Here is a 21753-nt window from a genome sequence, read left to right on the forward strand (position 1 = left end):
GTGCCAATGCGGGCGGTGCCAATGCCTTTGGCACCGGTGCCGGTGCGATTGCATTGGACAATGGCACGCTGAATGTGACGGCGACCTCAACAGTGGCCAATGCGATCACGGTTGCGGCGGCTGGCGGTACAGTGGCGGCCACAACAGGAACGGTCACAACACTGACCGGTGACATTACGCGCAACGGCACGATGACCTTTGGCGATGGCACTGTGGGCGGTGGCGGGCAGGTTATTGTCAACAGCACGAATTTCACTGGCACCGGATCGACAACCGTTGCCAGCAACCTTGAGCTGGTTCTGGGCAGCAGCCAAAGCAGCGCCCTGTTGGATAATGGCATCGTGGTGAATGGCATATTGGATCTGAACGGTAAGAACCCGATTATGTCCAATCTGACGGGCACAGGTGTTGTCACCTCAAATGCAGCAGATGCGACGTTTACGTTCAACGGGACGGCGGCCTTTAACGGGTCGTTTGTGAATGGCACGACGGGTGTTGTGTCGTTGGATGTTGCCACCGGGGCACCGGCGAATGTTGTCACTCTGACCTCGGGTTCAAGCACCTATTCAGGGGCGACGACGATCACTTCCGGCACTTTGCAAGTTTTGGGTGGCGGGGCCATTGGTGATGCCAGCGCGGTAACGGTTAATGCCGGTACTGTTTTTGATGTTGATGCCAGCGAGACCGTCGGGTCGATCACCGGAACGGGGTCGATTACGGTTGCGGATACCCATGTGCTGACAAGCGCGCAGACAGATCTAGCGGCGGCCCCTTTGGCCACGACATATGATGGTGTTATTTCCGGCATGGGCGGGCTGACCGTAGGCACGCCGACGGGCACCGGCACGCTGACATTGACCAACGTAAATACATATACAGGTCCGACAACGGTTGATGGCGGCACGTTATTTTTGGGTAATGCGAACACGCTGGCGGATACCGGTGCGGTTGTTGTAAATGGCACGCTTGATCTGATGACAACGGATGAAACCATTGGCGCGCTTGCCGGGGCCAGCACGGGTGTTGTTAATATTTCGGGAAATACCCTGAATATTGCAGGGACCGGCAACGGGACCACAACCGATTTTGACGGTGTCATTGCGGGCGCGGGCGGTCAGCTGGTGGTGAACAACGGAACAGACACCCTGCGGCTTGGTGGGGCGAACACCTTTACCGGTGGTACGACGGTCAACGGCGGGACTTTGGCAACAAGCGGTTCAGGCAGCCTTGGGGATGTGACCCTGAACGCGGGGGCCTTCAATTCGGCAGGCACGGTCAGCGGCACCGCCACGATTGCTGGCGGCACCATGACAGTCACCGGCGGCAGCGTGGCGACAGCGAATAACAACAACGGTGTTCTGAGCATCACCGGCGGCAGTGTCGGCACGGTGAACAGCGCGTCGAACACATCAAATTCGGGGACAGTGACAACAGCGGTTGTAACGGCGGGTACCTTCACCAATCAGGGCGGCGGCTCTGTCGGGACGGCCACGGTCTCGGGCGGTTCGTTCTCCACGTCGGGAAGTGTGACCGGTTCCCTGACCAACAATGGTGCATCGGTTTCTGTGGGCGGCGGTAGCGTTGCATCCCTGAACAACAACTCTGGCACCGCAACGATCACCGGCGGCAGTGTTGCTTCGATGTCCAACAGTGCAACCGCGTCTAATGCTGGTTCGGTCGGTAACCTGTCGCAAAGCAGCGGCACCTTTACCAATGCAGGCAATGTGTCGACGGCCAATATCTCGGGTGGTTCGTTTTCGACATCCGGGACCGTGGGCACGTTGAACAATTCTGGCGGTACTTCTGAGGTGCAGGGCGGCACCGTCACCGTTGCGGACAACACGTCGGGTGTGCTGAACATCACTGGTGGATCGGTTGGCACGCTGACCTCGGCAGCCAGCACAACCAATGCCGGCGAAGTGGTGGACGCAGAGATCACGGGCGGCACATTTGAAAATGCCGGCACCGTCAGCGGCACCACAACGATCAGCGCGGGCGATGTGACCAACAGCGCAGCTATGGCCGGGGTTTCCCTGACCGGTGGGACATTGACCAACCTCGACGGCACGCTGGGCAGTGTGACCAATGCGGGCGGGACGGTTGATATCAATGGCGGCGCGGCTGGTGTGATCGTCAACGAGGTGGGCACACTGGCAATCGCTGCTGCGGGTGAGACCGGGGCGGTGACCAATTCGGCCACGGCAACCAACCTCGGGACTGTTGAAAGCCTGAGCAATCTTGCTGGTACATTTGACAACGGCGGTACGATCACCGGTCCGACAACGGTTATTGGTGGCACCGTAAGTAACACGGGCGCCATGGGGGATGTGGCAGCGACGGGCGGCACCTTTACCAGCAGTGCCGGTTCTATCGGTGACATTACAATTGATGGCGGCGCGGTTGAGCTGACCGGAGGTACCGTTGGTGCGGTTGCCAACCAGAGCGGCACTTTGACATTGGGCGTTGATGCAGGTGCGGTGACCAACTCTGCGACATTGTTCCTGACCGGATCGGCAACCAGCCTGATCAACTCTGGTGGTGCCTCAACGGTCAGCGGCCGCGTTTCCGGTCCGACAACTCTGACCGGTGGCACCCTGACCAATACCGGTGTGCTGAATGGCGGCATTATTGTTTCTGATGGCACTCTGGTTTCGACCGGTACCATTGTTGGGCCGCTTGATGCTTTGGGGGGCACAACCAGCGTTTCGGGCCGGTTGGACGGCGCGCTTTTGGCGGGCGACGGTGGTGTCACGGTCACCGGAAACCTGACTGGTGTGGACAGCATCACCAATGACGGTGCCGGCGCGCTTGAGATCGCTGCGGGCACAACGACGCTGGATGATGGTGGTCTGGTCACCAACACAGGCACCCTCACTGTTGAGGGGGCTTTGGCGGCCAGCGGTGGCACCCTGTCAAACACAGGTACCATTCGCGTTGGTGAAACCGGCAGTGTTGCACTGGCCATTACCAATGATGGCAACCTGCAATCGGACGGTAACATCACCGGTGATGTCACCAACAATGCGGGGCGCAGTGCGACCATTGGCGGTACCATGACCGGTAATATTGCGAATGCGGCAGAGGGCGAGGTGACGCTTGCCGGAACTCAGACAGGGGCCATTGAGAACCGTGGCGAAGTGACCGTCACGGGGACCAACATCGGCGGCGTGATCAACTATGACCAGTTGACGGTCGTGGATGGCGGCACGGTTGACGGCGATATTTTCAACGCTGCGGTTCTTGATCTGAACGGCGAGGTCACCGGCAATGTGACCAACAACGGCAGCGCATCTTCGTCAGAATTGCGTTTGCGCGTGGGCGATGGGGCGGTGATCAACCTGAATGGCCGGGTAGCAGGCAATCTTGCCAATGCCAGCGACCTGAACCTGCGCGGACGGGTGGACGGCATGTTGACGAATGCAGGTCAAACCACATTGCAGGAAGGGGTTTCGCGGGTTGAGGATTTTGTGAACGATACTCAGTTCACAGCCGAGATCGGGACGCTGACTTATGGCACCTTCAGCAACAATGGTGTGGCAAATATCCGCAACGCTGGCATCCTCTCGGGGGGTGCTTTCGCCAATGCGGGTGAATTGAACATTGGCAATGGTGGCCGGGTCGCAGCTGGCACCTTGGTGAATGACGCGACATTGCGGTTGTCCGGCGACGGGGTGATTGGTGCAAATGTCACCAACAACGCGACCTTGACGGCAGTCGGTACCAATCAGGTTGGCGGTGACCTTACCAATGCGGCGTCCGGGGAAATTCTTATGCAGAACGGGTCGACCGCTGATGTGATCACGGTGACGGGCGACGCGGAATTGAATGGGCGCGTGACGGCGGATATGAACCTAAGTCCCGAGGGGCAGGGCGTGGATCAGATCAACGTGACCGGCCGTCTGAGTGGTAATGTTCAGGTTGATTTCACCGACATGAGCGAGGAATTTGGTACGCTGGACGGGGGCATGACGGTTCTCAGCTACGGGTCACTGGATGACGGGTTTACCTATGATCAAACCGGCCTGCCGGCGGGTCGTGCACTGATTTATGGTTTCCAGAACGATCCTGACCGCAAGGCGCTTGTTATCCAGTCCGGCGCCAACCCGGCGGTTGCCGGCATTGCCTCGGGTCTGACGCTGACACAATCACTGATCAATACCGTGGTGAACCGTCCATCCAGCCCGTTTGTGGCGGGTCTGGCAGCGGAAGACGACGATCCTTGCGGTTTTGGCAGCTGGGCACGGGGTGTCGGCGGGGTTGCGGATGCGACTGGCCAGACATCGACATCTATCGGCAATTTCGAATCCGAACTTTCGGCAAGCTATGGTGGTTTGCAGGTCGGGTTTGACTATTCTTGTTTTGACAGCCGCTATGCGGGGTTTGACCTGAGCTTTGGCGGTATCATCGGGGCCAACGCCGGTTCCCTGTCGCAGCCGGTTTTCAAGTTTGATCCAAACACGATCAGCCTTGATCGCAGCCAACAGGTCAGTGTGAACGACACCGATTTCAACCAGACCTATGCGGGGGCCTATATCGGGGCGTCGCGGGGCCGGTTGTTTGGGGATATCCAGCTGCGCTTTGACCAGACGTCCTTTGACCTCAAGAACACAGCCTTTGTTGAAAGTGCCGCGAATGGCGGTTTGGATGACCTTGGGGTGGCGGATCAGGAATACGATAGCACCAGCACCACAATCAGCGGCTCTGTCGGCTATGCCTTCCCGCTTAGCGAGGCATCCGGTCTGGTTTTTGTTCCGGCGGTTGGGGTTTCACACAGCCGGACATCGGTGGACAACCTGCGCTTTGACGGCGGCACACCGGGCATCGCTGGGGATGATGGCATCCTGATGATTGACGATATTGTCAGCACCGTGGGCTTTGTGTCGGCAACCCTGTCGCGCAGCAAGGTCCTGCCCAGTGGTACGGCGGCGTTGAACATGTTCGGGACGGTTACCTATTATCACGACTTTGGCGATGATACGACCTCACGCTATTTCGCGCTGGATGCCAATGGTCTGCCCGAAGGCGAGCCGTTGACCACAACCAGCAGCAATCTCGGGGCCTATGCAGAGGTGTCGCTTGGGGTGAATTATACCAAGCTGCTTCAGCCCGGTGCGCCCGGTGGTGCGCGGCAGTTTGATGCTTCGTTGCGGATTGATGGACGGTTCTCAGGCGGGCTGGACAGTTATGGCATAACAGGGCAAATGCGGTTCCAGTTCTAAGGGTTAACACACTGAACCGTACCACCCCTGCTTGACCCCGCGGTCAGGGGTGGCCACACTGATCAGGACACCAAAACAACGGCGCGTGCGTTGCGCGTACCAAAGAACAAGGAAACCGTCCGCAGATGTCTTGGACCAGCAAGGTAGCCTGGAAAGAGGGGCTTTTTTTGCATCCTCACCACATGCAGCAGGCCGACCGCCACGTGGAGCGGTTGGTGCAGGCGCGCACGGCTGACATTACACCCTATCCATGGGGAGTAAGCGAGCTGCGGTTTAACCGCGATCTGGCTCAGCAGGCCAAGATCGGGTTGACTGCGGTGGCGGGTATTTTCCCGGATGGCACGTCGTTTGACGCACCGGCGGGCGCACCGCTGCCATTGCCGGTGCCCGTCCCTGAGGAAGAGGCACAGGGGTTGTCGATCTGGTTGACCTTGCCGGATGTCAGCATTGGCGGGCAAAATGTATCCACGCAGGGGGGCAATGCCGCCACGCGATATGTGTTGTCGACAGAAACCGTGACAGAGACCTCATCGGCTTCGCGCAATGAACAGACGTTGGAAATTGCCAATCCGCGGCTTGAGTTGGTGCTGCGCAAGACCCCGCGCCCAGGCTATCAAAACATTCATCTGGGACGCATTATTGAAATGCGCGATGGCATTGTGACGCTGGATGATACGGTGCCGCCCACCGGTTTGGTGGTACGGGTGCATAACGCTTACGAGGGGTACCTGAGCCGTGTTGTCGGTTGGATCGAGGCCAAGCTGGAGACGCTGGCGCGCTTTGCCTCAGACCCGTCATCAGGCGGCGGGATGCAGGCCACGGATTACCTGATGCTGATGGTGTTGAACCGTGAACTGCCGGTGCTGCAACACCTGAAAGGGATGGCGGCAGTGCATCCGGAACGGTTGTATGAGAAACTGATCGGGCTGGCGGGAGAACTGTCTACCTTTGATCAGGCTGGAAGGCGCGCGCCGAACTATGCCCGCTATGAGCATGAGAACCCCAAAGCCAGCTTTACCCCTGTTGTGCAGGACATCCAGCGGTTGCTGGCCCGTGACGTAGGGCGCGCGATCCGCCTGCCGCTGAAAGAAGTGCGGGCCAATTCCTATGCCGCGCTGGTTAATGACCGTAACCTGTTTGCACAGGCAACCTTTGTGATCGAGGTCAGCTCGGGTCTGCCTCTGTCACAGGTGCAGACCCAGTTCCCGCAGCTGGCCAAGGTTGGCCCGTCCACCAGTATGAAACAGATCATCAACAACAACCTGCCTGGCATCGGGATTGTGCATTTGCCCAATCCGCCGCGACAGATCAGGGTGGTGAGTACCAATGTCTATTTCGTGCTGGATAAGTCCACCGAACTGTGGCGGGAATTTTCAACCGCTCCGGCCATCGGTATGCACTTCGCGGGCAATTGGCCGGATCTGAAACTAGAAATGTGGGCCATCCCGGAGAGCGCGTGATGTCGGATGATGACGACAAAACCGTTTTTGGCCAGCGGTTGCCGCTGCCCGAGCCGCGTGGACCTGCGGCGAAAACGCCCCCTGTGGCTGCGAGTGACGACGGATCGGATAAGACCGTTTTTGGTCAACCCCTGTCACCGGCCAGCGGCGTGCCGCCCAGTGGCGGACGGGTCGCCCCGGCGCAGCAACCAATAAACAATCCCGGCCCGGATGACACTTGGCTTGGCGGGGCGTTAAGCCCACAACCGCAGCCCCCGATGCCGCAACAACCGGCATATGCGCCACCCCCTCCGCCTCCGCTTCAGACACCTTATGGCCAGCCGGTAGCGCAGCAACCCCTGTACCAGCCGGGCACCGGACAGCGCCCCGCGGGATCCGAGATTTTTCCCGAAATTCGTGCTGCCCAAGAGACACCGCAATATGCGCCGCGCCCGCGGATCGCCTTTCAGGATGCTTTGCGGGCGGCGGGGCCTGAAACTGGCGGGTCATCGAACCCACTGGTGCGGGCCGCGTCGGGATTGTTGATCCTGCTCGGGCGGTTGCGCACAGGTCTGGTGGATATGCAGCCGGCGCCGCTGATAGATCATGTGACCCGTGAAATTGACGTGTTCGAGCGGAACGCCCTGAACGCCGGTGTGGGCCAGCAGGATGTGTTTGATGCGAAATACGCGCTTTGCGCAACGGCGGATGATATTGTGCAGAACCTGCCGGGGGCGGATCGTGGTACGTGGATGGAATATTCCATGGTCGCGCGGTTTTTTGGTGAACGCTCTTCCGGTGTCGGGTTCTTCCAAAAGATGGATGAGGCAATGCGCGCGCCGGGGCAACGGTTCAACCTGATTGAGTTGATGTTGACCTGTCTGTCGTTGGGCTTTGAGGGGCAATACCGCGCCATGCCGAACGGTAGTGTCGAACTTAGCCGGATTCGTACCGCGATGTATGAAACCCTGCGCCGCGTACAGCCGCGCCCGGATGATGATATCTCGGTGCGTTGGACACCGGTTCTTTTGGGCGGGAAACGACGGCAGGGCGGGACGCCGCTTTGGGTGATTGCGGCCATCGCAACGGTGATGGTGGTGTCGCTTTTTGCAACGCTTTCGACATTGTTGACCCGTGAAGGGGCCGAGGTGCGCGGGCGCATTCTGGCGCTACATGCCGGTCAGCCGCCTGTCACCATTGAACGTACCGCGCCGATTGTGCGCGGTTATGAGGCCCCGCAGTCAACTCAGCTGGAACGTATCCGGGCCGCACTTGCCGATGAAATTGCGGCAGGGCAGGTCGAGGTCGCCCGGACCAATGACTGGGTGTTTGTACGGGTTGGTGATGTGCTGCAATTCGGGTCAGGGTCCGCCACATTGACCAGTGATTTCGGTACGCTGGCCGCTACGATCGGACGCACATTTGACGATGAAAAAGGTCCGGTGCGGGTTGTTGGCCATACCGACAGTGTGCCGCCCACCGGGCGCGGGCAGTTCAAAACAAATCAGGATCTGTCAGTTGCCCGCGCCAAAGCCGTGGCCGGAATTCTGGAGGGTGTGCTGATTGATCCTGCGCGCCTGCTTGTTGAAGGCAAAGGCGCCGTTGATCCGATTGCTGATAACACCACCCGAGAGGGGCGCGCCCGTAACCGCAGGGTTGAGATTATGATCCCCAGAGAAGAATCACCGGAGTAGGCTGACATGCGCGCGATCTTTAATCCGGTGGTCAGGCTGTTCCGGCTGCTGCAACGGATGTTCAAGTCTAAATGGGGCAAAGCGTTTCTGATCCTCTGCGGCTTTGCTGCGGTTTTTGCCGCGATCTGGTTTGGTTTCCCGCTGACCGGTTACGCGGCCATCAGCACGGTGTTTGCCCGCGCCTTGTCGATTGCCGGTATTCTGGGGCTGATCGGGCTGATCTATCTTTTGCGCTGGCGGTCCCGGCGCAAGAAAGCTCGCCAGTTGGAAGAAAGCCTGCTCCCGGATCAGACCGGCGACGGCAAGGTGCTGGCCGAGAACATGAAGCTGGCGCTGGACAAGTTAAAGAAATCCGGCGGCAAGAATTACCTCTATGATCTGCCTTGGTATGTGATCATTGGGCCCCCCGGCGCGGGCAAGACAACGGCGCTGCGCAACTCGGGCATTGAATTCCCGGGGCTCGATGCAATGCCCGAACAGGGTGCCGGTTTTGGCGGCACGCGCAATTGCGACTGGTGGTTTGCCGAGGACGCGGTGCTGATCGACACGGCAGGGCGTTATACCACACAAGACAGTGATGCGGTTGCAGACGAGGCAAGCTGGGGATCGTTCCTGAACCTGCTGAAAAACGGGCGCCCCGATCAACCGATCAACGGCGTTATTCTGGCGTTTTCGGTGGAGCAGATGTTGAACGCCACACCCGAGGACCTTGCCGCACATGCCCAGACGGTGCGCAAACGCTTGGGTGAAATTCATGCGCAGCTCAAGATCGACTTTCCGGTTTACGTGCTGTTCACCAAGGCCGATTTAATCGCCGGTTTCCGTGAATATTTCGCCAGCTTCAGCACGATGCGGCGTAAGAACGTCTGGGGTGTGACCTTTCAGACTAAGGACCGCAAGGCAGAGACCTATAAAAATGTAGAAGCCGAATTCGACACGCTTTTGGCGCGGCTGAGCGACGAAGTGATTGACCGGATGAATGAAGAGCCTGACGGGGTCAGCCGCATTGCGGTTTTTGGCCTGCCCGGTCAGATGGCGATGATGCGGGCCAATGTGGCAGAGTTCATCCGGCAGGTGTTTGAACCGACGCGTTACAAAACCAATGCCATCCTGCGCGGATTCTATTTCACCTCGGGAACACAGGAAGGTACGCCGATTGATCAGGTTCTGGGGGCGATGTCGCGCAATCAGGACGGTGCTGAATTCCAGCCTTCGTTTATGTCCGGTAAGGGCAAATCTTTCTTTCTGCACGACCTTCTCAAGCGGGTGATATTCGAGGAGCGCGATTGGGTAAGCTTTGACTATAAAGCCATCCGTCGTGCGCGCATTCTGCGAACCGGTGCGGTTGCCATTATCGTGGGGGCGACCATGGCGGCGATGGGGGCTTTCGGGTTTAGCTTCTGGCAGAACGCCACCTTGCTGCGCACGGCCGATCTGGAAGCGCAGAGTTATTTCGGCAAGGCGCGTCGCGAGATTTCGCGCCCTCTTGTTGATAACACAGACCCCTCTGTCATTTTGTTGCACCTTGAAGATTTGCGCAACATGACCGCCGGATATGGTGACACCCGTGAGCCGCCAGTCTGGGAGGGGTTCGGCCTGTCTCGTCATCGTGAGGTGTCGCTGGCTGCGGATCGGGCCTATTCCGACGGTTTGGAGCGGATGCTGCGTCCACGCATGATCCTGCATCTGGAAAACGAGATTCCGCAGCTGATTGCAGATCAGGACACCGGCGGCATCTATCGCGCGCTCAAGGTTTATCTGTTGCTGGGTGGACAGGGCGAAGGGCAGGGTGATGACGCCGCGATCGAAGCCTATTTTGAAGAGGTTTGGGGGCAGTTGTTTTCTGGGCCAGGGCAGGCGGATGAACGTGACAGGATCAACGCCCATCTGGCGGCGATGTTATCGCTGGACGAGGACCGATTGCCGGCCCTGCGTATTGATCCCGAGATTGTGCGCAGCGCGCGCGAGGCGATTGTGAACCTGCCCCTGGCGGATCAGGCCTATGCCTCTATCAAGGATCGCGCGGTGTTATCCGGCGTGCCCGACTTTAATCTGGTCGAGCGGGTTTCGGGGCAGGTTGCACGGGTGTTCGACACGACCGACGGCAGCCCCCTCGACACGGTTGGGGTCCCGGGAATTTATACGTTCGAAGGGTACTGGGGCTTTTTCCTTGAGGAGCTGACGACCGCCCGCGACCGGTTGCGGGATGACCAATGGGTGCTGGGAGATGCCGCCGGACGGGTCGGATATGAGGCGCAGTTGTCCAATCTGGAACGTGATCTGCACCGGTCCTACCGTATTGAATTTAACGATGCCTGGCGCGAGATGTTTGGCCGGATCGGCCTTGGCCCCTTGTCGACGGATGCCCCGAGCTATGATGCGCTGGCGGTTTTGTCGTCCTCGGTTGCCTCGCCCCTGCTGGAATATGTCGAGGCGGTAGAGGAAGAAACGCGGCTTACGCGGCTTTATGATCAGATCGGCGATATTTCAGCGGAACAGATTGCCAGTGGTGCCTTGAGTGATGGGATGGGAGACGCGGTTTTCCGCCGGATTTACAGCCAGTCAGGTGTGTTCCAGCGGGTTGTGCTGGATAACATCGCGAAAAAGGGCAAGGTTCAGACCCGCGCGGGTAATGCGGTGGCAGAAGACACCCAACGTCGACAGGTCGAACGGATGAGCGATGATTTTGCCCAATGGCACGCCCTGTTGAAAGGTGAGGCTCCGAACCGTCCGATTGATATTATCCTCGCCAATCTTGAGGACCTGCGCGAGAACCGGCGTCAATCGGCGGTGGCCCCGACCCCGGCGGATGAAACCATGCTTAGTCAGTCTCTGTCGTCGCTGACCCGCAACAATACCGCACTGCCCGATGATCTTGCGCGAATGCTGAACGAGGTGGATAGCGAATTCCGTGCCGTTGCGACGGCGGCCACCATGACGCAATTGAACCGCGCGTTGAACGATGAAGTTTCACAATTCTGTCGTGATCTGATTGCGCCGCTTTATCCTTTTGGCACGGGACGGCACCTGTCGCCGGCGGTCTTCGGGCAGTTCTTTGGACCCGGTGGCCGGATGGACAGTTTTTATACGTCATATCTGCAACCGCATGTAATACGCGGGCCAAACGGGTTGATGCCGGCCCCGGACAGCACCATCGGCCAGACTCTTTCTATTGCCGCGTTAAAGCAGTTCGACCGCGCGCAGGCGATCCAGCTGGCGTTTTTTGCGACGGGATCATCGGAACCAAAGGTGGATATGTCTGTGACCCATCTCAGTTCCTCGCCCTCGGTTGAACTGGCGATCCTGTCGATGAACGGCGGATCGGTACGCACTCAGCCTGACAGCATCCCCGCCGCGCTCAGCTGGCCGGGTCAAAGTTCAGGTGTGGCGCTTGAGCTGTTCCCCGCCGCAGATGACCGCAAGTCGCATATCACCTTTGCGCAAGGCCGCTGGGACATCGTGAACTTTCTGCGCAAAGGCCGATCACGTGTCAGCAACAATGTGGTAGATGTGACCCATGAAGTTGGCGGGCGCACGATTACCTACCGGATCGAGTTCAACAGCACCACGGTGCCGTTCCTGATGCGCGAGCTGGCCGATTTCTCCTGCCCTGCGTCGATGGAGCAATAAGATGCATCACGCAGTCATTGGCATCATGGGCAAACATCCCGACTATGGCGATTTTCTTCAGGCGGGCATTCCCGAACCATTGGTTGATGTGATGAACGGGTGGCTTGATGCCTGTCTGCCGGTGTTGCGTGATCAGATGGGAGAGGGATGGCCCCCGTTCTGGGATGGTGCGCAGGATGTGCGGTTCTGGATCGGGCGCGCGGTTTTTGGGCAGACGGTTGTGGGCATTCTGCACCCGTCACGTGATCGTGTCGGGCGGCGCTTTCCATTGATCATTTTGGCGGCAGGTGCTGATGTTACCGTGCCTTTGGGGGAGAGTACCAATCAAGCTGTCTGGGACAGCATGGCGGCACATTTGGACAATATGCGCGCCGGTCACGGGGGCGCGGCATTGCTGGACGGAATGGACATAGAGATTCCAGCCGAAGGGGAAGACCACGCCGCGACGGGGCCGACACTTTGGGCCCATCACCCCGAAGGGAATTTGGCGGCCCTGCTTGTGTCGGCGTCCGGTCCGGACAGCGCCCGCGCACAGTTGAGCCGGTCATACTGGTGGGCGACAGGCGGCCGGGTTGATGATGTCAACCGCGCGGCAACATGGCTGGGCTGTGCCGGAATGCCGGAACCGCAAGCACTGGGCTGGCTTTTGGGCGGGGTGGCCGGCACTGCGGAGGACGGAGCGTGAACCGGAACGATTTTTTCACCTTTGAAACCGGGCAGGGCAGCGATGTCGGCTGTAAACGCAAAGTTAACGAGGACAGCTACCTGTCGCGGCCCGAATACGGATTGTGGGTGGTTGCCGATGGCATGGGCGGACATGCCGCTGGCGATTTTGCCAGCCAGACCATTGTGCATGAACTGAACTCGATCGGGGTCGCCGTTTCGGCGGATGATCTGGTCGCGCGGTTTGACGAGCGGCTGACGCGGGCCAATGACATTATCCGCGCTCAGGCGGCGGCGTTAGAGGGGGGCATGATCGGGGCAACTGTGGCCGCGCTTTTGGTGCATCAAACCCGCTTTGACTGTATCTGGTCAGGCGACAGCCGTTTGTATCTGCTGCGCGGCGGGCAACTTACCCAGCAATCGCGCGATCATACCGAGGCCCGCGCCCTGCTGGATGCCGGATCAATTACCGCAGAGGAAGCGCAGAACTGGCCCCGCAAGAACGTCATCACACAGGCGATTGGCGTCAGTGACAAACCGCTCTGCGAACGGGTCAGCGGAGAATTGCAGCTGGGCGATTTATTCCTGATCTGCTCGGATGGGTTGACAGAACACATTGCGGATGCGGAAATTGCAGAAACGCTGTTGAGGTACCCACCGCAAGACGCCAGTGCGGAGCTGATAAATGAGACAGTGCGGCGGGGCGCGCGTGATAACGTCACAGTAATCGTTATACGTTGTTCGGATGCGCCACCGCCGGCGGAAGATGAGATGCTGTATGATCTCGATAACAGTAGTCTAGATACAAGGTCGGTATTGTGAGCGGGAAAGACAACAGCAAGGGAAGCCAAAGCGTGCCACCGGTATCGGACGATGAGGATGACGACAAGACGCGGATCGTAAGCCGCCCGCCAGTTGCCCCATCGGCGCAAGACATCGCAGAGGATGCCGAACGCACGCAGTTCGAGGCGCACCCGTCTGCCAATACACCGGACCCGAATAACGCTCCGCCACCTTCTGCGTCGGGGCTGCCGGCTGCGGATGTTCCTCCGCTTGATCCGCCAGTGGGCGTGGCACCGGTAAAGCCGCAAAGCACCGCTTTGGGGATCGGCACCACAATCAACAATAATTACCGGATTGATCAGGTTCTGAAGTCTGGCGGCATGGGGGCCGTTTATCGTGGTGTGGAAATCGGCACCGGCGATCCCGTCGCGATCAAGGCAATCTTGCCGGAACTGGCCGAAGATGAAAAAGCCGGCCTGATGTTCAAACGCGAGGCGCGCACCCTGCGCCAGCTCGCCCATGAGGCGATTGTTCGCTATTACAACTATGTCCATGACCGTGATCTGGATCAGTATTTTCTGGTCATGGAATTTATCGAGGGTATTCCACTTTCGGATCATATCAAAGAACACGGTGCCCTGCCTGTGCCGGCGGTGCTGACCTTGTTAAAACGGCTGAGCGGCGGATTGGCCAAGGCCCATGAACAGGGGGTCACCCACCGTGACCTATCACCGGATAATGTGATGTTGCCCGGTGGTGATGTCAGTCAGGCTCGCTTGATTGATTTCGGCATTGCCAAATCCACAGTCGTCACCGAAGGCACAACCCACGGACAGTTCGCCGGTAAATATAAATACGTGGCCCCGGAACAATTGGGCGGTGGCGAGGTTAGTTCGCCAGCGGATATTTACGGGCTTGCCTTGCTGACGGCGGCGGCGGCGATTGGGACGCCGCTTGATATGGGCAGCTCTATCGTTGTGGCGGTGCAATCGCGTTTGACCATCCCCGATCTGTCGGCGGTGCCGATGGCCTTGCGTCCGATTCTGAGCCACATGTTGGAACCTGATGAAACCCGCCGCCCCGCCTCGATGGAGTTGGTGGGCAGGATGGTGGACCATCCCGAGTTGATTCCGCCGGCCTATCGTGAGGGGATGGGCTTCTTTCCGGCCGAAACCACGGGCTCGGGGCAATTCACCGCGCCGCCGCATGGGTTACAGATGCCAACGGCTGGCCTCACGCAGCGCAGTATTTACCCCAGCACCATTTCACCCCAGACCGTGGCCCCATCGGCGGGGGCCAGTGCAGAACCAGAACCCAGCGGCCCCAGCAAGGCGCTTGGGTTGCTGGTTGGGTCGTTTGTCGCGATCAGTGCCGCCGTTGGAGTGGGGGCATGGCAGATGGGCATGTTTGGCGAGGCCCCACCGCTGCCGGAGTCGGGTATTGATATTGAGGCCCAGACGGCGGGGATGCCAGGGCGGCGGACAAATACCCGTGCCGGTTTTCTGGCCGAGTTCGACGCCGGCAGATGTATCCTGCTGGCGCGGGTGCCAGCGGGGCGCAACGCTGGAATGATCGAGGTGTTTTCGCCAACCGGAGAGGAATTGGCCGGGTTGCCTGTCGCTTATGAGGAGAAGTTCGGCGCACGCCCTGCGATCTTGCCGCGCCAGATCACGCCGGATCAATGCGCCGCACTTGAGTTCACCCACGCGCTTCAGGGCCGTGGTCGTGAGGCACCACGGATCGAAATGACCAGAGATGAGATGATCTCGGGGCAAGCCATGACGGTGCGGATCGGAGATATTGGCAGGCAGGCGGTTTGGGCCGCGCTGATCACGCCGAGCGGGGCGCTGTTTAATCTGACAGAGCGCTTGTCAGATCCCGTCGGCGGGCAACGCAGCCTGAATTTTGGTCTTAATCTGGCGAAGGGATCAGAGGCCGTGCCGCAACTGGTGCTGATCGTTGCAAGCGACAGTCCGCTGGCGCGTACGGCAACAGCGGGTGACGGCATTCCTGCGGCCGAACTTCTGGCGCTGGTGCTTGAGGAGGTTTCCAACCGCAAAGGAGCAGCCTCGGCGAGTTTGGGGTATGTCAGGTTGTTGCCACCAGAGGGTTAAGGCACTTCGGCAAAGACGGTCTGACACAAAGAACATCACTCAACGCATTGAATTAATTGAGTTTAGGAGGCTATGAGCGGTTCGGGTTTAGCGGACGTCGAATGTGGCAACGGCAAGGGCCGCTTGACTGGCGATTTCACCTGACAGATTAGAGAATACATCCTGCGCCAGCTGTCCGGCGCGGTTCTTTATGTCGGTTGACGGACGCCGTGTGGCAATCGCAAGCAGGATTTGCTTGGTGTCGCGGGGCGCGCCTGGCCGCGTGACGGGCACGTCGAAACGCGCGAAATTGCCCGAGAACGACATGAAACGTTGCAGGTCTTGAACCACACCGTTGTTATCAACCAACAGCAAGGTGACATAGCGTCCCGCAGTGCCACGTAAAACTCCGGTGAGATTGCCGCCAGAGGGCACTTCAGCGGCATCAAGGCGCAGGCCCAACTGGGTGGCCGGATAATCGCGGTTCAGCCGCACATAGTTCAATGCGCCACATTGCCGGTCATCAATCAACACGCGGGTCTGGCGTATTTCGCTATCGGCTTCGTTCAATACCGCGTCGCTGAACCGCGCCATTGCAGCGTCGGAACTGGCAATCAACGCCAGGCCAACACCCTCTGTCCCATCCCGCCGCGGCAGGGCCAGCAGACAGGGGTCGGTCACTGCGGTTTTGATCCGGCGCAACAGGTCACCGACCGCGATGTCCTGTGCGGAAGGGGCTGGTGCCGCGGGGCGTGGTGTTGGCGGTGTCGTATCGGGCCGGCGGCCCACGGCGGCGACCACGGTACCTGTGGCGGCGGCAGGGCGGATCACCTCGGCCTCTGGGCGCACCCGCGTGATGGCTTCACCAGCGGAAGGGACCGGCGTCGTGATCAACCCGGCAGTTCCCTCAGGTACAACCGGGCTCAGCGCGGGGGCTGAAGGCAGAGCGGTGACCGTTTCGGGGATCAACGGACCGGTATCAAGCGGCTCTGTTGTCGCGGGACTTACGGGTTGGACAGTTTCAGGCTCCGCCTCGAGTGGTGCGGCGGGTACCGCTTCCAATGCCTCCGGAATTTCAGGTTCCAATGTGGCAGGTTTTTCAGGTTCTTGCGCAACTGGTTCTGGCTCCACCGGTTCCGGTGCAACGGGTTCCGCAGGCACAGTTTCCTCGGGGGCAAGTGCGGCCAGTTCCTCGGGGTCCGCATCGTCGATGGTTTCCGGCGTTGCGGGATCAATGCCGTTACCATCATCTGCTCCTGCTTCGCCTTCCTGTTCTAGCAGGCCGGCGATGGTGTCGCTGTCGAGCGGCGCAATGGTGATGGTGTATTCCGGGCGGTCCTCGGGGTCAGGTGCGGCCACGGCCAGAATATTTTGCAACCCGCCAAATCCGATGGCGATGGCGGCACCATGTAGTACCACGGCACCTGCGGTTGCAGCCCACCAGCCCCCCGGGCCAGCACCGCTATAGGGAAGGAAACTCATGCGCCCTCCCGCCGGTGGATGGTGACAAGCCGGATATCAAGATTTTCCATCCCGGGCCGGTTGACCAGTTTCAAAAGATCAAGGGCGGGCGCGGTCCGGTCAATCAATACATGCAAGATCTGATGTCCGACCATCGCCTGCGGCAACCCGTCCGCGGTCACCTCTTTGCCGTCAAGCGTCAGCCTGCCGTCGTCTTCGACAATCAGCACTGGCTTGGGCAGTTTATCAATCGGCAAATCACGGGTTTCGGAGATGCGCACGCCTTCGTCCGGCGTGCTGACCAGAGACCCGGTGGCAAGGAAAAACAGGATCAACAGCAACACGATGTTCACAATGAATAGTGAAACATCCGGCCTGATCGGTTCACTTGGGCGGGGCAGGGGACGACGACGGGGGGCCATTCTAGAACTCCTCCCCGATGCTGACCTGAACCGAGGCCACCTCGGCGGCGCTGAGACGGGCCAGAACAGTGGTAATATCCTGCACCTGCGCGGAGGGACGCACAATCAGCACCACCGCGCCGGGGGATCCTGCCGTGCCAAGCGCACCGGCAAGATCATCCAGCGCCTCAAACCCAAAACGTTGCCCGCCAACCAGAACCGCCTCGGCTTCGATGGTCCAGAGGGCGACATCGCCAGCCTCCTCGGCTGCGGGTGGCTCGGGGTCTTCCCCCTCTTCGCCAGCCACGCTTGGAGAGGGGTCAACCTGTGCCTGCGCACTTTGGAACGGCAGCAGCGAATAGGGCGTCAGTCCAGAAGACAGCATAAAGAAAATCAGCAGCTGGAACATGGCATCAGCCAAGGGTGTTAACGCGAAACGGTAATTGGTCCGCCGCTTGGGTAGGTTAAGGGAAAATCCGCCGGACACGCCCCCGCTATGCCTTTGCGGTTGGGTCAACCCGACCATAAATCGCGGCAGAAATAGCCGCCTCGATCAGATTGCGTTCCCGGTCGATCCGGCTTTCGAACCAGCTGGCAAAGAAGTAGGCAACCAGCGCAATTGCAAGCCCTACAGCCGTGGTGGTCAGGGCGGTCCAGATGCCGCCGGCAAGGGCTGCAGGATCAACGCCGCCATCCGATAGGGACAGAACCGAAAAGGCATCAATCATGCCGATAACGGTCCCTAACAGGCCCAACATCGGGGCGGCCTGAACCACCATTTCCAAAAGGCGCATTTTCTCGGTCATGCGGGCCAGTTCAATCACTGCGGTCTGCCGCCCCAGCTCTTCGGCATAGGCGGTTTCACCCGGCTTTGCCTGCACCCCTGAAAACACCGCTTGCAGAATGCGCGCCAGAACGGATTTCCGTTCAGAAGCCAGCCGCATTGCGTCATCCCCCCGCCCGGACAGCCATGTATCAAGAATTTCCTCGGCACGTTTGCGTTTGCCCACTCCGATCCGGGCAAACTGAACCAGTTTGAAGACTGAGACCGTTACCGACATGAGCGACAGGATCGCCAAAGCAAGAAAAACCACCAGAGTGGCAGGGTTCAAAGAAGTCCCAAAGACCTGTTCCATAACATCCTTTCTGACGTCATCCGCGCCAAAGCACGTCGTGATCCGTGGATCAGATGCCGAACTGAATTGCTGTGCGTGAAGAGGCGGTCAGTGACTGCATACAAATAGGGGCTTCTGCACCGGCAACCACACAGGCCGCAGCATCATTGACCACAATACGTGAAATGGCCCCGCAGGGCGTGCCGGCCAGATCAAACTGCAAGATTTTGGTTTTCCCTTCGATCAGCCCACCGAATTCCAGCACCAAAAGGCGGGTCACGGCCCCTTGAGAATCGAATACGGCCACTTCATAGGCGGTTCTGTCCAGAGCTTGGCCGGTGCGATTGGCCGCGACATAGGTCAGTCTGCAACTGCCTGCTTCGGTTTCTGTAGCCCCGTTGAGTTCCAATGAAAACACAGGGGTTTCCTGCGCATACAATGGTGCAGCGAGGGTGAATGTGGCGGCGAAGGTGGAGGCAATAAGGCGCTTAAATAACATGTGTCTTCCTTGCAAATTCATAAATCAATTGCCTGACCATAGCGCCGCGAACTGTGCGACAAGTCAATCAGAATCACAAGGTGGACAAGGATTTTATGGTCTGGAAAAGGAAATTCACCGCCCGCAATGGGCCGCGGCGAATTAGCGGAAAACGCCGATCAGAAATTCGGGTTTCGGTGCGCCGTGCATGCTGCGCTTTGCGACAGCAGGTGTATCAACAGAGCGTGGTCTTGTAACGACACGGTGTTGGGGTTTTATGGCGGTTGCCGGCCTTGCTGCGGGCGCAATGACGGGTGCGTCAAACACCAGATCGCCAGAGGCGTGCGCGGTTTGTGTGGGCGCAGACGCACGTGATTTAGGGCGGTGTCCTGCTTGCGGTGCCAGTTCGGAGCCAAACAGCCGCCAACGCAGGACATTTGCCCGCGAGACGTCTTTGGAAACGATATTCGACATTTCATCCGCAGTGGGTGCCTGCGCTGTCAACTTATCCTGAACAGGCCAGGCTTGCCGGCGCAATTCGGCATTGTCCGGCGCGAATGGTTCAGGCGTCGAAACCGCAGCCTTACCCGCAGAGCCATGCGCATTGGAAAGCCCAATGCCGCCCCCGACGGTCAGAATAACCAAACCAATTGTGATGCCAAAAAGACGTATCATGCCCGAACCATACACCAAAACGCGTTGTTTTTCAGCATTATTATCGTTAACCGTCAAACTTGTGGTATATTCCTCACGCAACCCTGTAGAACCATTTGAAACCATGAGATTTTCAGGACAGTATCTGGCCACATATTTACAGGGAATTTTGTGACGGATCGTCCAACATCGCGAAATTTGACCGGCCTTGTGGTCTGCGCCTTGGGGCTGGCCTCGTTGTTGCCTGCCCGTGCGGCCGCGCAATTTGCCGTCTGTAACCAAACATTTGACGTGATCAATGTGGCTCTTGGCGCCTATGACCGCACGGCGTTTAATACATCGGGTTGGTGGACGATCGGCCCGAACCAATGTGCCAATGTGATAGATGACATTCTGACGGCACGGTATTTCTATGTTTTTGCCAAGGATGTATTTGGCCGCGAGGTTTTGACGGGGGCAACGCCGATGTGTGTGGCACCGGACCGGTTTGAGATCAGAGGCGAGGGCGATTGCCTTGTGCGCGGGTTGATCGAGGCCCGGTTTCACGAGGTGGATACCCGCAAAAGCGAGCGTTGGACGCTCTTTGTGTATCCACCACCGGGCTGATCGGTTTGTAGGGAGAAAGTTCCAATCACGACTCGCCCTGTGGTGGATGTTTGATGTAGGGTGCATGTATTAACAGGAGTTCGGGCACCATGATCCTTAACGGAGCAGGTTTCAGTATCCGCAAATGGGCGGCTTCCTTGGGATGTGCAGCCGGTTTGATGGTGCCGGCACCGGCCTTTGCGCAGGACTGGCAAGGTGTTGTGATCGGACAGTCCGGCCCGAAATCGCCCAGTGCTTTTTCCGATGCGTTTTATGCTGCGGGTGCCTTGCGCACTGGAGGGCTTGAAGCCGTCCAGATGCTGCGCGATCAACCGCGCGCGGCCGCTGTTGCCGCGCTTGAGGCGTTAAACGGCAGTGAGCGTGCGGTGGTTTACCTGACCGGTCCTTTGACAGAAGACGGTGCCGGAATTGTGCTTGAGGGCGGCGCGTTGCGGTTTGACGATGTCGTTGGTGGCTTGGTCAATGCTGGGGTGTCCAAATTGGCCTTGCTGGTTGAAACCTGTCCGATGCAAAATGCCCGTCCGGTCTTGCCATTGTCGCAACCGGGTCTTGAGATGCTCGGCGCGGTGTCTGCTGGCGGTGACGGTACCTGTCCCGAAATCGGGATGCGGCTGACCGATCTGCTGAAATCAAAATTGCAGGCGGATACGTCACTGGGTGGCTTATTGTCGGCTGTGACGGTGCGCTCTGACTTGCAGGACGATCTTGTGTTGCGGGCACCGTTGCCGGTTGCACCGGTCGTTTCCTTGATCAGTGATGATGTGGTTACCAGCTCTGTGGTGTCTTTGACGCCGGTCAGCGCCCCGTCTGCAAATGTTGGTTTGATGCCTGTTGCTTTGGAAACGGCGTCGGTCTCTGCGTCACCGGATGCAGGTGAAGTGGTGATTTTCGCCCCGACGCCACAGGCCCAACAAGCAGCACTGCCCCGTGCGGCTGGCCTGCCGGAACCGTCGATTATTGTGGGTATCATCGAAGACCTGACCTTGGCGTCCTTTTCACCTGCTGAACCGTTGGGCGAGGTGACAAGTAATGAAATCAGTTATGAAAACCTTGAGGCCCGCCGGGCGTTGCGCGCACAGGATGCAGCGCTATTCGCCACATTGGTGGGATCAGGTGCCTTTGATCCGCCGTCGCCGCTTTTGGCGGCTGCGCTGCAAACAGAGTTGTCCCGGATGGGCTGTTACACCTCGGGGGTAGATGGCAAATGGGGGCCGGGGTCGCGCCGTTCTGTCGGGCGTTACTTTGACGAAATCGACGGGGTGGAGGCGGTGTCGCAAGATCCGTCGGTAGAGTTGTTCCGGCAGATTGTTCTGCAAGATGATATAACCTGCCCTGCGCCGGTAGCTGCCGCCGCTGCGCCACGCGCCACGGCCAAGCGATCCTCAAGCGGCACAACCAGCCGTGCCGCCACCAAGCCCCGCACAACAACGCGGCGCGCCGCCCCAAAACCAGCGGCCAAGGCGGCCCCCAAGCGAACCATTTCTGGCGGCAGGCTGGGCGGCGTGTTCCGGTAACAT

15 protein-coding genes are annotated in these 21753 nt (G+C 59.1%); 9 read left to right on the forward strand and 6 right to left on the reverse strand.

All coding sequences use genetic code 11. The features are described from left to right. The 7 genes from HKX44_RS17410 to HKX44_RS17440 form a co-directional block, all read left to right on the forward strand. The coding region (locus HKX44_RS17410) for an autotransporter-associated beta strand repeat-containing protein (protein WP_276152779.1) at nt 1-5219 on the forward strand (5219 nt) is incomplete at its 5' end. A gap of 125 nt (nt 5220-5344) precedes the next feature. Next, the gene (gene tssK / locus HKX44_RS17415; protein WP_276152778.1) at nt 5345-6679 is read left to right on the forward strand and encodes a type VI secretion system baseplate subunit TssK; all 1335 of its coding nucleotides are present in this window, start codon (nt 5345-5347) and stop codon (nt 6677-6679) included. Beyond that, on the forward strand, nt 6679-8352 hold the full coding sequence (icmH, locus tag HKX44_RS17420; protein ID WP_276152777.1) for a type IVB secretion system protein IcmH/DotU: 1674 nt from the start codon (nt 6679-6681) through the stop codon (nt 8350-8352). The genes tssK and icmH overlap by 1 nt, the downstream gene beginning before the upstream one ends. A 6-nt stretch (nt 8353-8358) precedes the next feature. Continuing rightward, nucleotides 8359-11982, forward strand: coding sequence for a type VI secretion system membrane subunit TssM (tssM, locus tag HKX44_RS17425; protein WP_276152776.1), 3624 nt, complete (start codon nt 8359-8361; stop codon nt 11980-11982). A gap of 1 nt (nt 11983) precedes the next feature. After that, nucleotides 11984-12667: a type VI secretion system-associated protein TagF gene (tagF, locus tag HKX44_RS17430; protein WP_276152775.1), complete on the forward strand. Its 684-nt coding sequence runs from the start codon at nt 11984-11986 to the stop codon at nt 12665-12667. Continuing rightward, nucleotides 12664-13467 (forward strand): protein phosphatase 2C domain-containing protein, encoded by an 804-nt coding sequence (locus HKX44_RS17435; RefSeq protein ID WP_276152774.1) that lies wholly within the window; start codon nt 12664-12666, stop codon nt 13465-13467. The genes tagF and HKX44_RS17435 overlap by 4 nt, the downstream gene beginning before the upstream one ends. Next, a complete protein-coding gene (locus HKX44_RS17440; protein WP_276152773.1) occupies nt 13464-15542 on the forward strand; it encodes a serine/threonine-protein kinase in 2079 nt (692 codons plus the stop codon). The genes HKX44_RS17435 and HKX44_RS17440 overlap by 4 nt, the downstream gene beginning before the upstream one ends. Nucleotides 15543-15629: 87 nt before the next feature. Here HKX44_RS17440 and HKX44_RS17445 read toward each other — a convergent pair whose 3' ends face one another. The 6 genes from HKX44_RS17445 to HKX44_RS17470 all read right to left on the reverse strand — a co-directional run bounded on the left by HKX44_RS17445 (nt 15630) and on the right by HKX44_RS17470 (nt 19651). Further along, complete coding sequence (locus HKX44_RS17445; RefSeq protein ID WP_276152772.1) at nt 15630-17003, reverse strand: serine/threonine protein kinase; 1374 nt, start codon at nt 17001-17003, stop codon at nt 15630-15632. Continuing rightward, entirely contained in the window at nt 17000-17404 is a 405-nt protein-coding gene (locus HKX44_RS17450) for a biopolymer transporter ExbD (RefSeq protein WP_276152771.1), read from the reverse strand. The genes HKX44_RS17445 and HKX44_RS17450 overlap by 4 nt, the downstream gene beginning before the upstream one ends. A gap of 1 nt (nt 17405) precedes the next feature. Then, on the reverse strand, nt 17406-17909 hold the full coding sequence (locus tag HKX44_RS17455) for a biopolymer transporter ExbD (protein WP_276153149.1): 504 nt from the start codon (nt 17907-17909) through the stop codon (nt 17406-17408). Further along, the gene (locus tag HKX44_RS17460) at nt 17878-18519 is read right to left on the reverse strand and encodes a MotA/TolQ/ExbB proton channel family protein (RefSeq protein ID WP_276152769.1); all 642 of its coding nucleotides are present in this window, start codon (nt 18517-18519) and stop codon (nt 17878-17880) included. The genes HKX44_RS17455 and HKX44_RS17460 overlap by 32 nt, the downstream gene beginning before the upstream one ends. A gap of 49 nt (nt 18520-18568) precedes the next feature. Then, nucleotides 18569-18997: a hypothetical protein gene (locus HKX44_RS17465; protein WP_276152768.1), complete on the reverse strand. Its 429-nt coding sequence runs from the start codon at nt 18995-18997 to the stop codon at nt 18569-18571. A 141-nt stretch (nt 18998-19138) separates the two neighbouring features. After that, nucleotides 19139-19651 carry a hypothetical protein gene (locus tag HKX44_RS17470; RefSeq protein ID WP_276152767.1) on the reverse strand — a complete coding sequence of 171 codons (513 nt, stop codon included), beginning with the start codon at nt 19649-19651 and terminating at the stop codon, nt 19139-19141. 150 nt (nt 19652-19801) lie between these two features. On the opposite strand from HKX44_RS17470, the gene HKX44_RS17475 reads away from it, so the two are divergent. Then, on the forward strand, nt 19802-20236 hold the full coding sequence (locus tag HKX44_RS17475; protein ID WP_276152766.1) for a DUF1036 domain-containing protein: 435 nt from the start codon (nt 19802-19804) through the stop codon (nt 20234-20236). A gap of 89 nt (nt 20237-20325) precedes the next feature. Then, nucleotides 20326-21750 carry a hypothetical protein gene (locus tag HKX44_RS17480; RefSeq protein ID WP_276152765.1) on the forward strand — a complete coding sequence of 475 codons (1425 nt, stop codon included), beginning with the start codon at nt 20326-20328 and terminating at the stop codon, nt 21748-21750. Nucleotides 21751-21753: the final 3 nt, after the last annotated feature.

Source organism: Sulfitobacter sp. M05, assembly GCF_029285175.1.
Classification (GTDB): domain Bacteria; phylum Pseudomonadota; class Alphaproteobacteria; order Rhodobacterales; family Rhodobacteraceae; genus Sulfitobacter.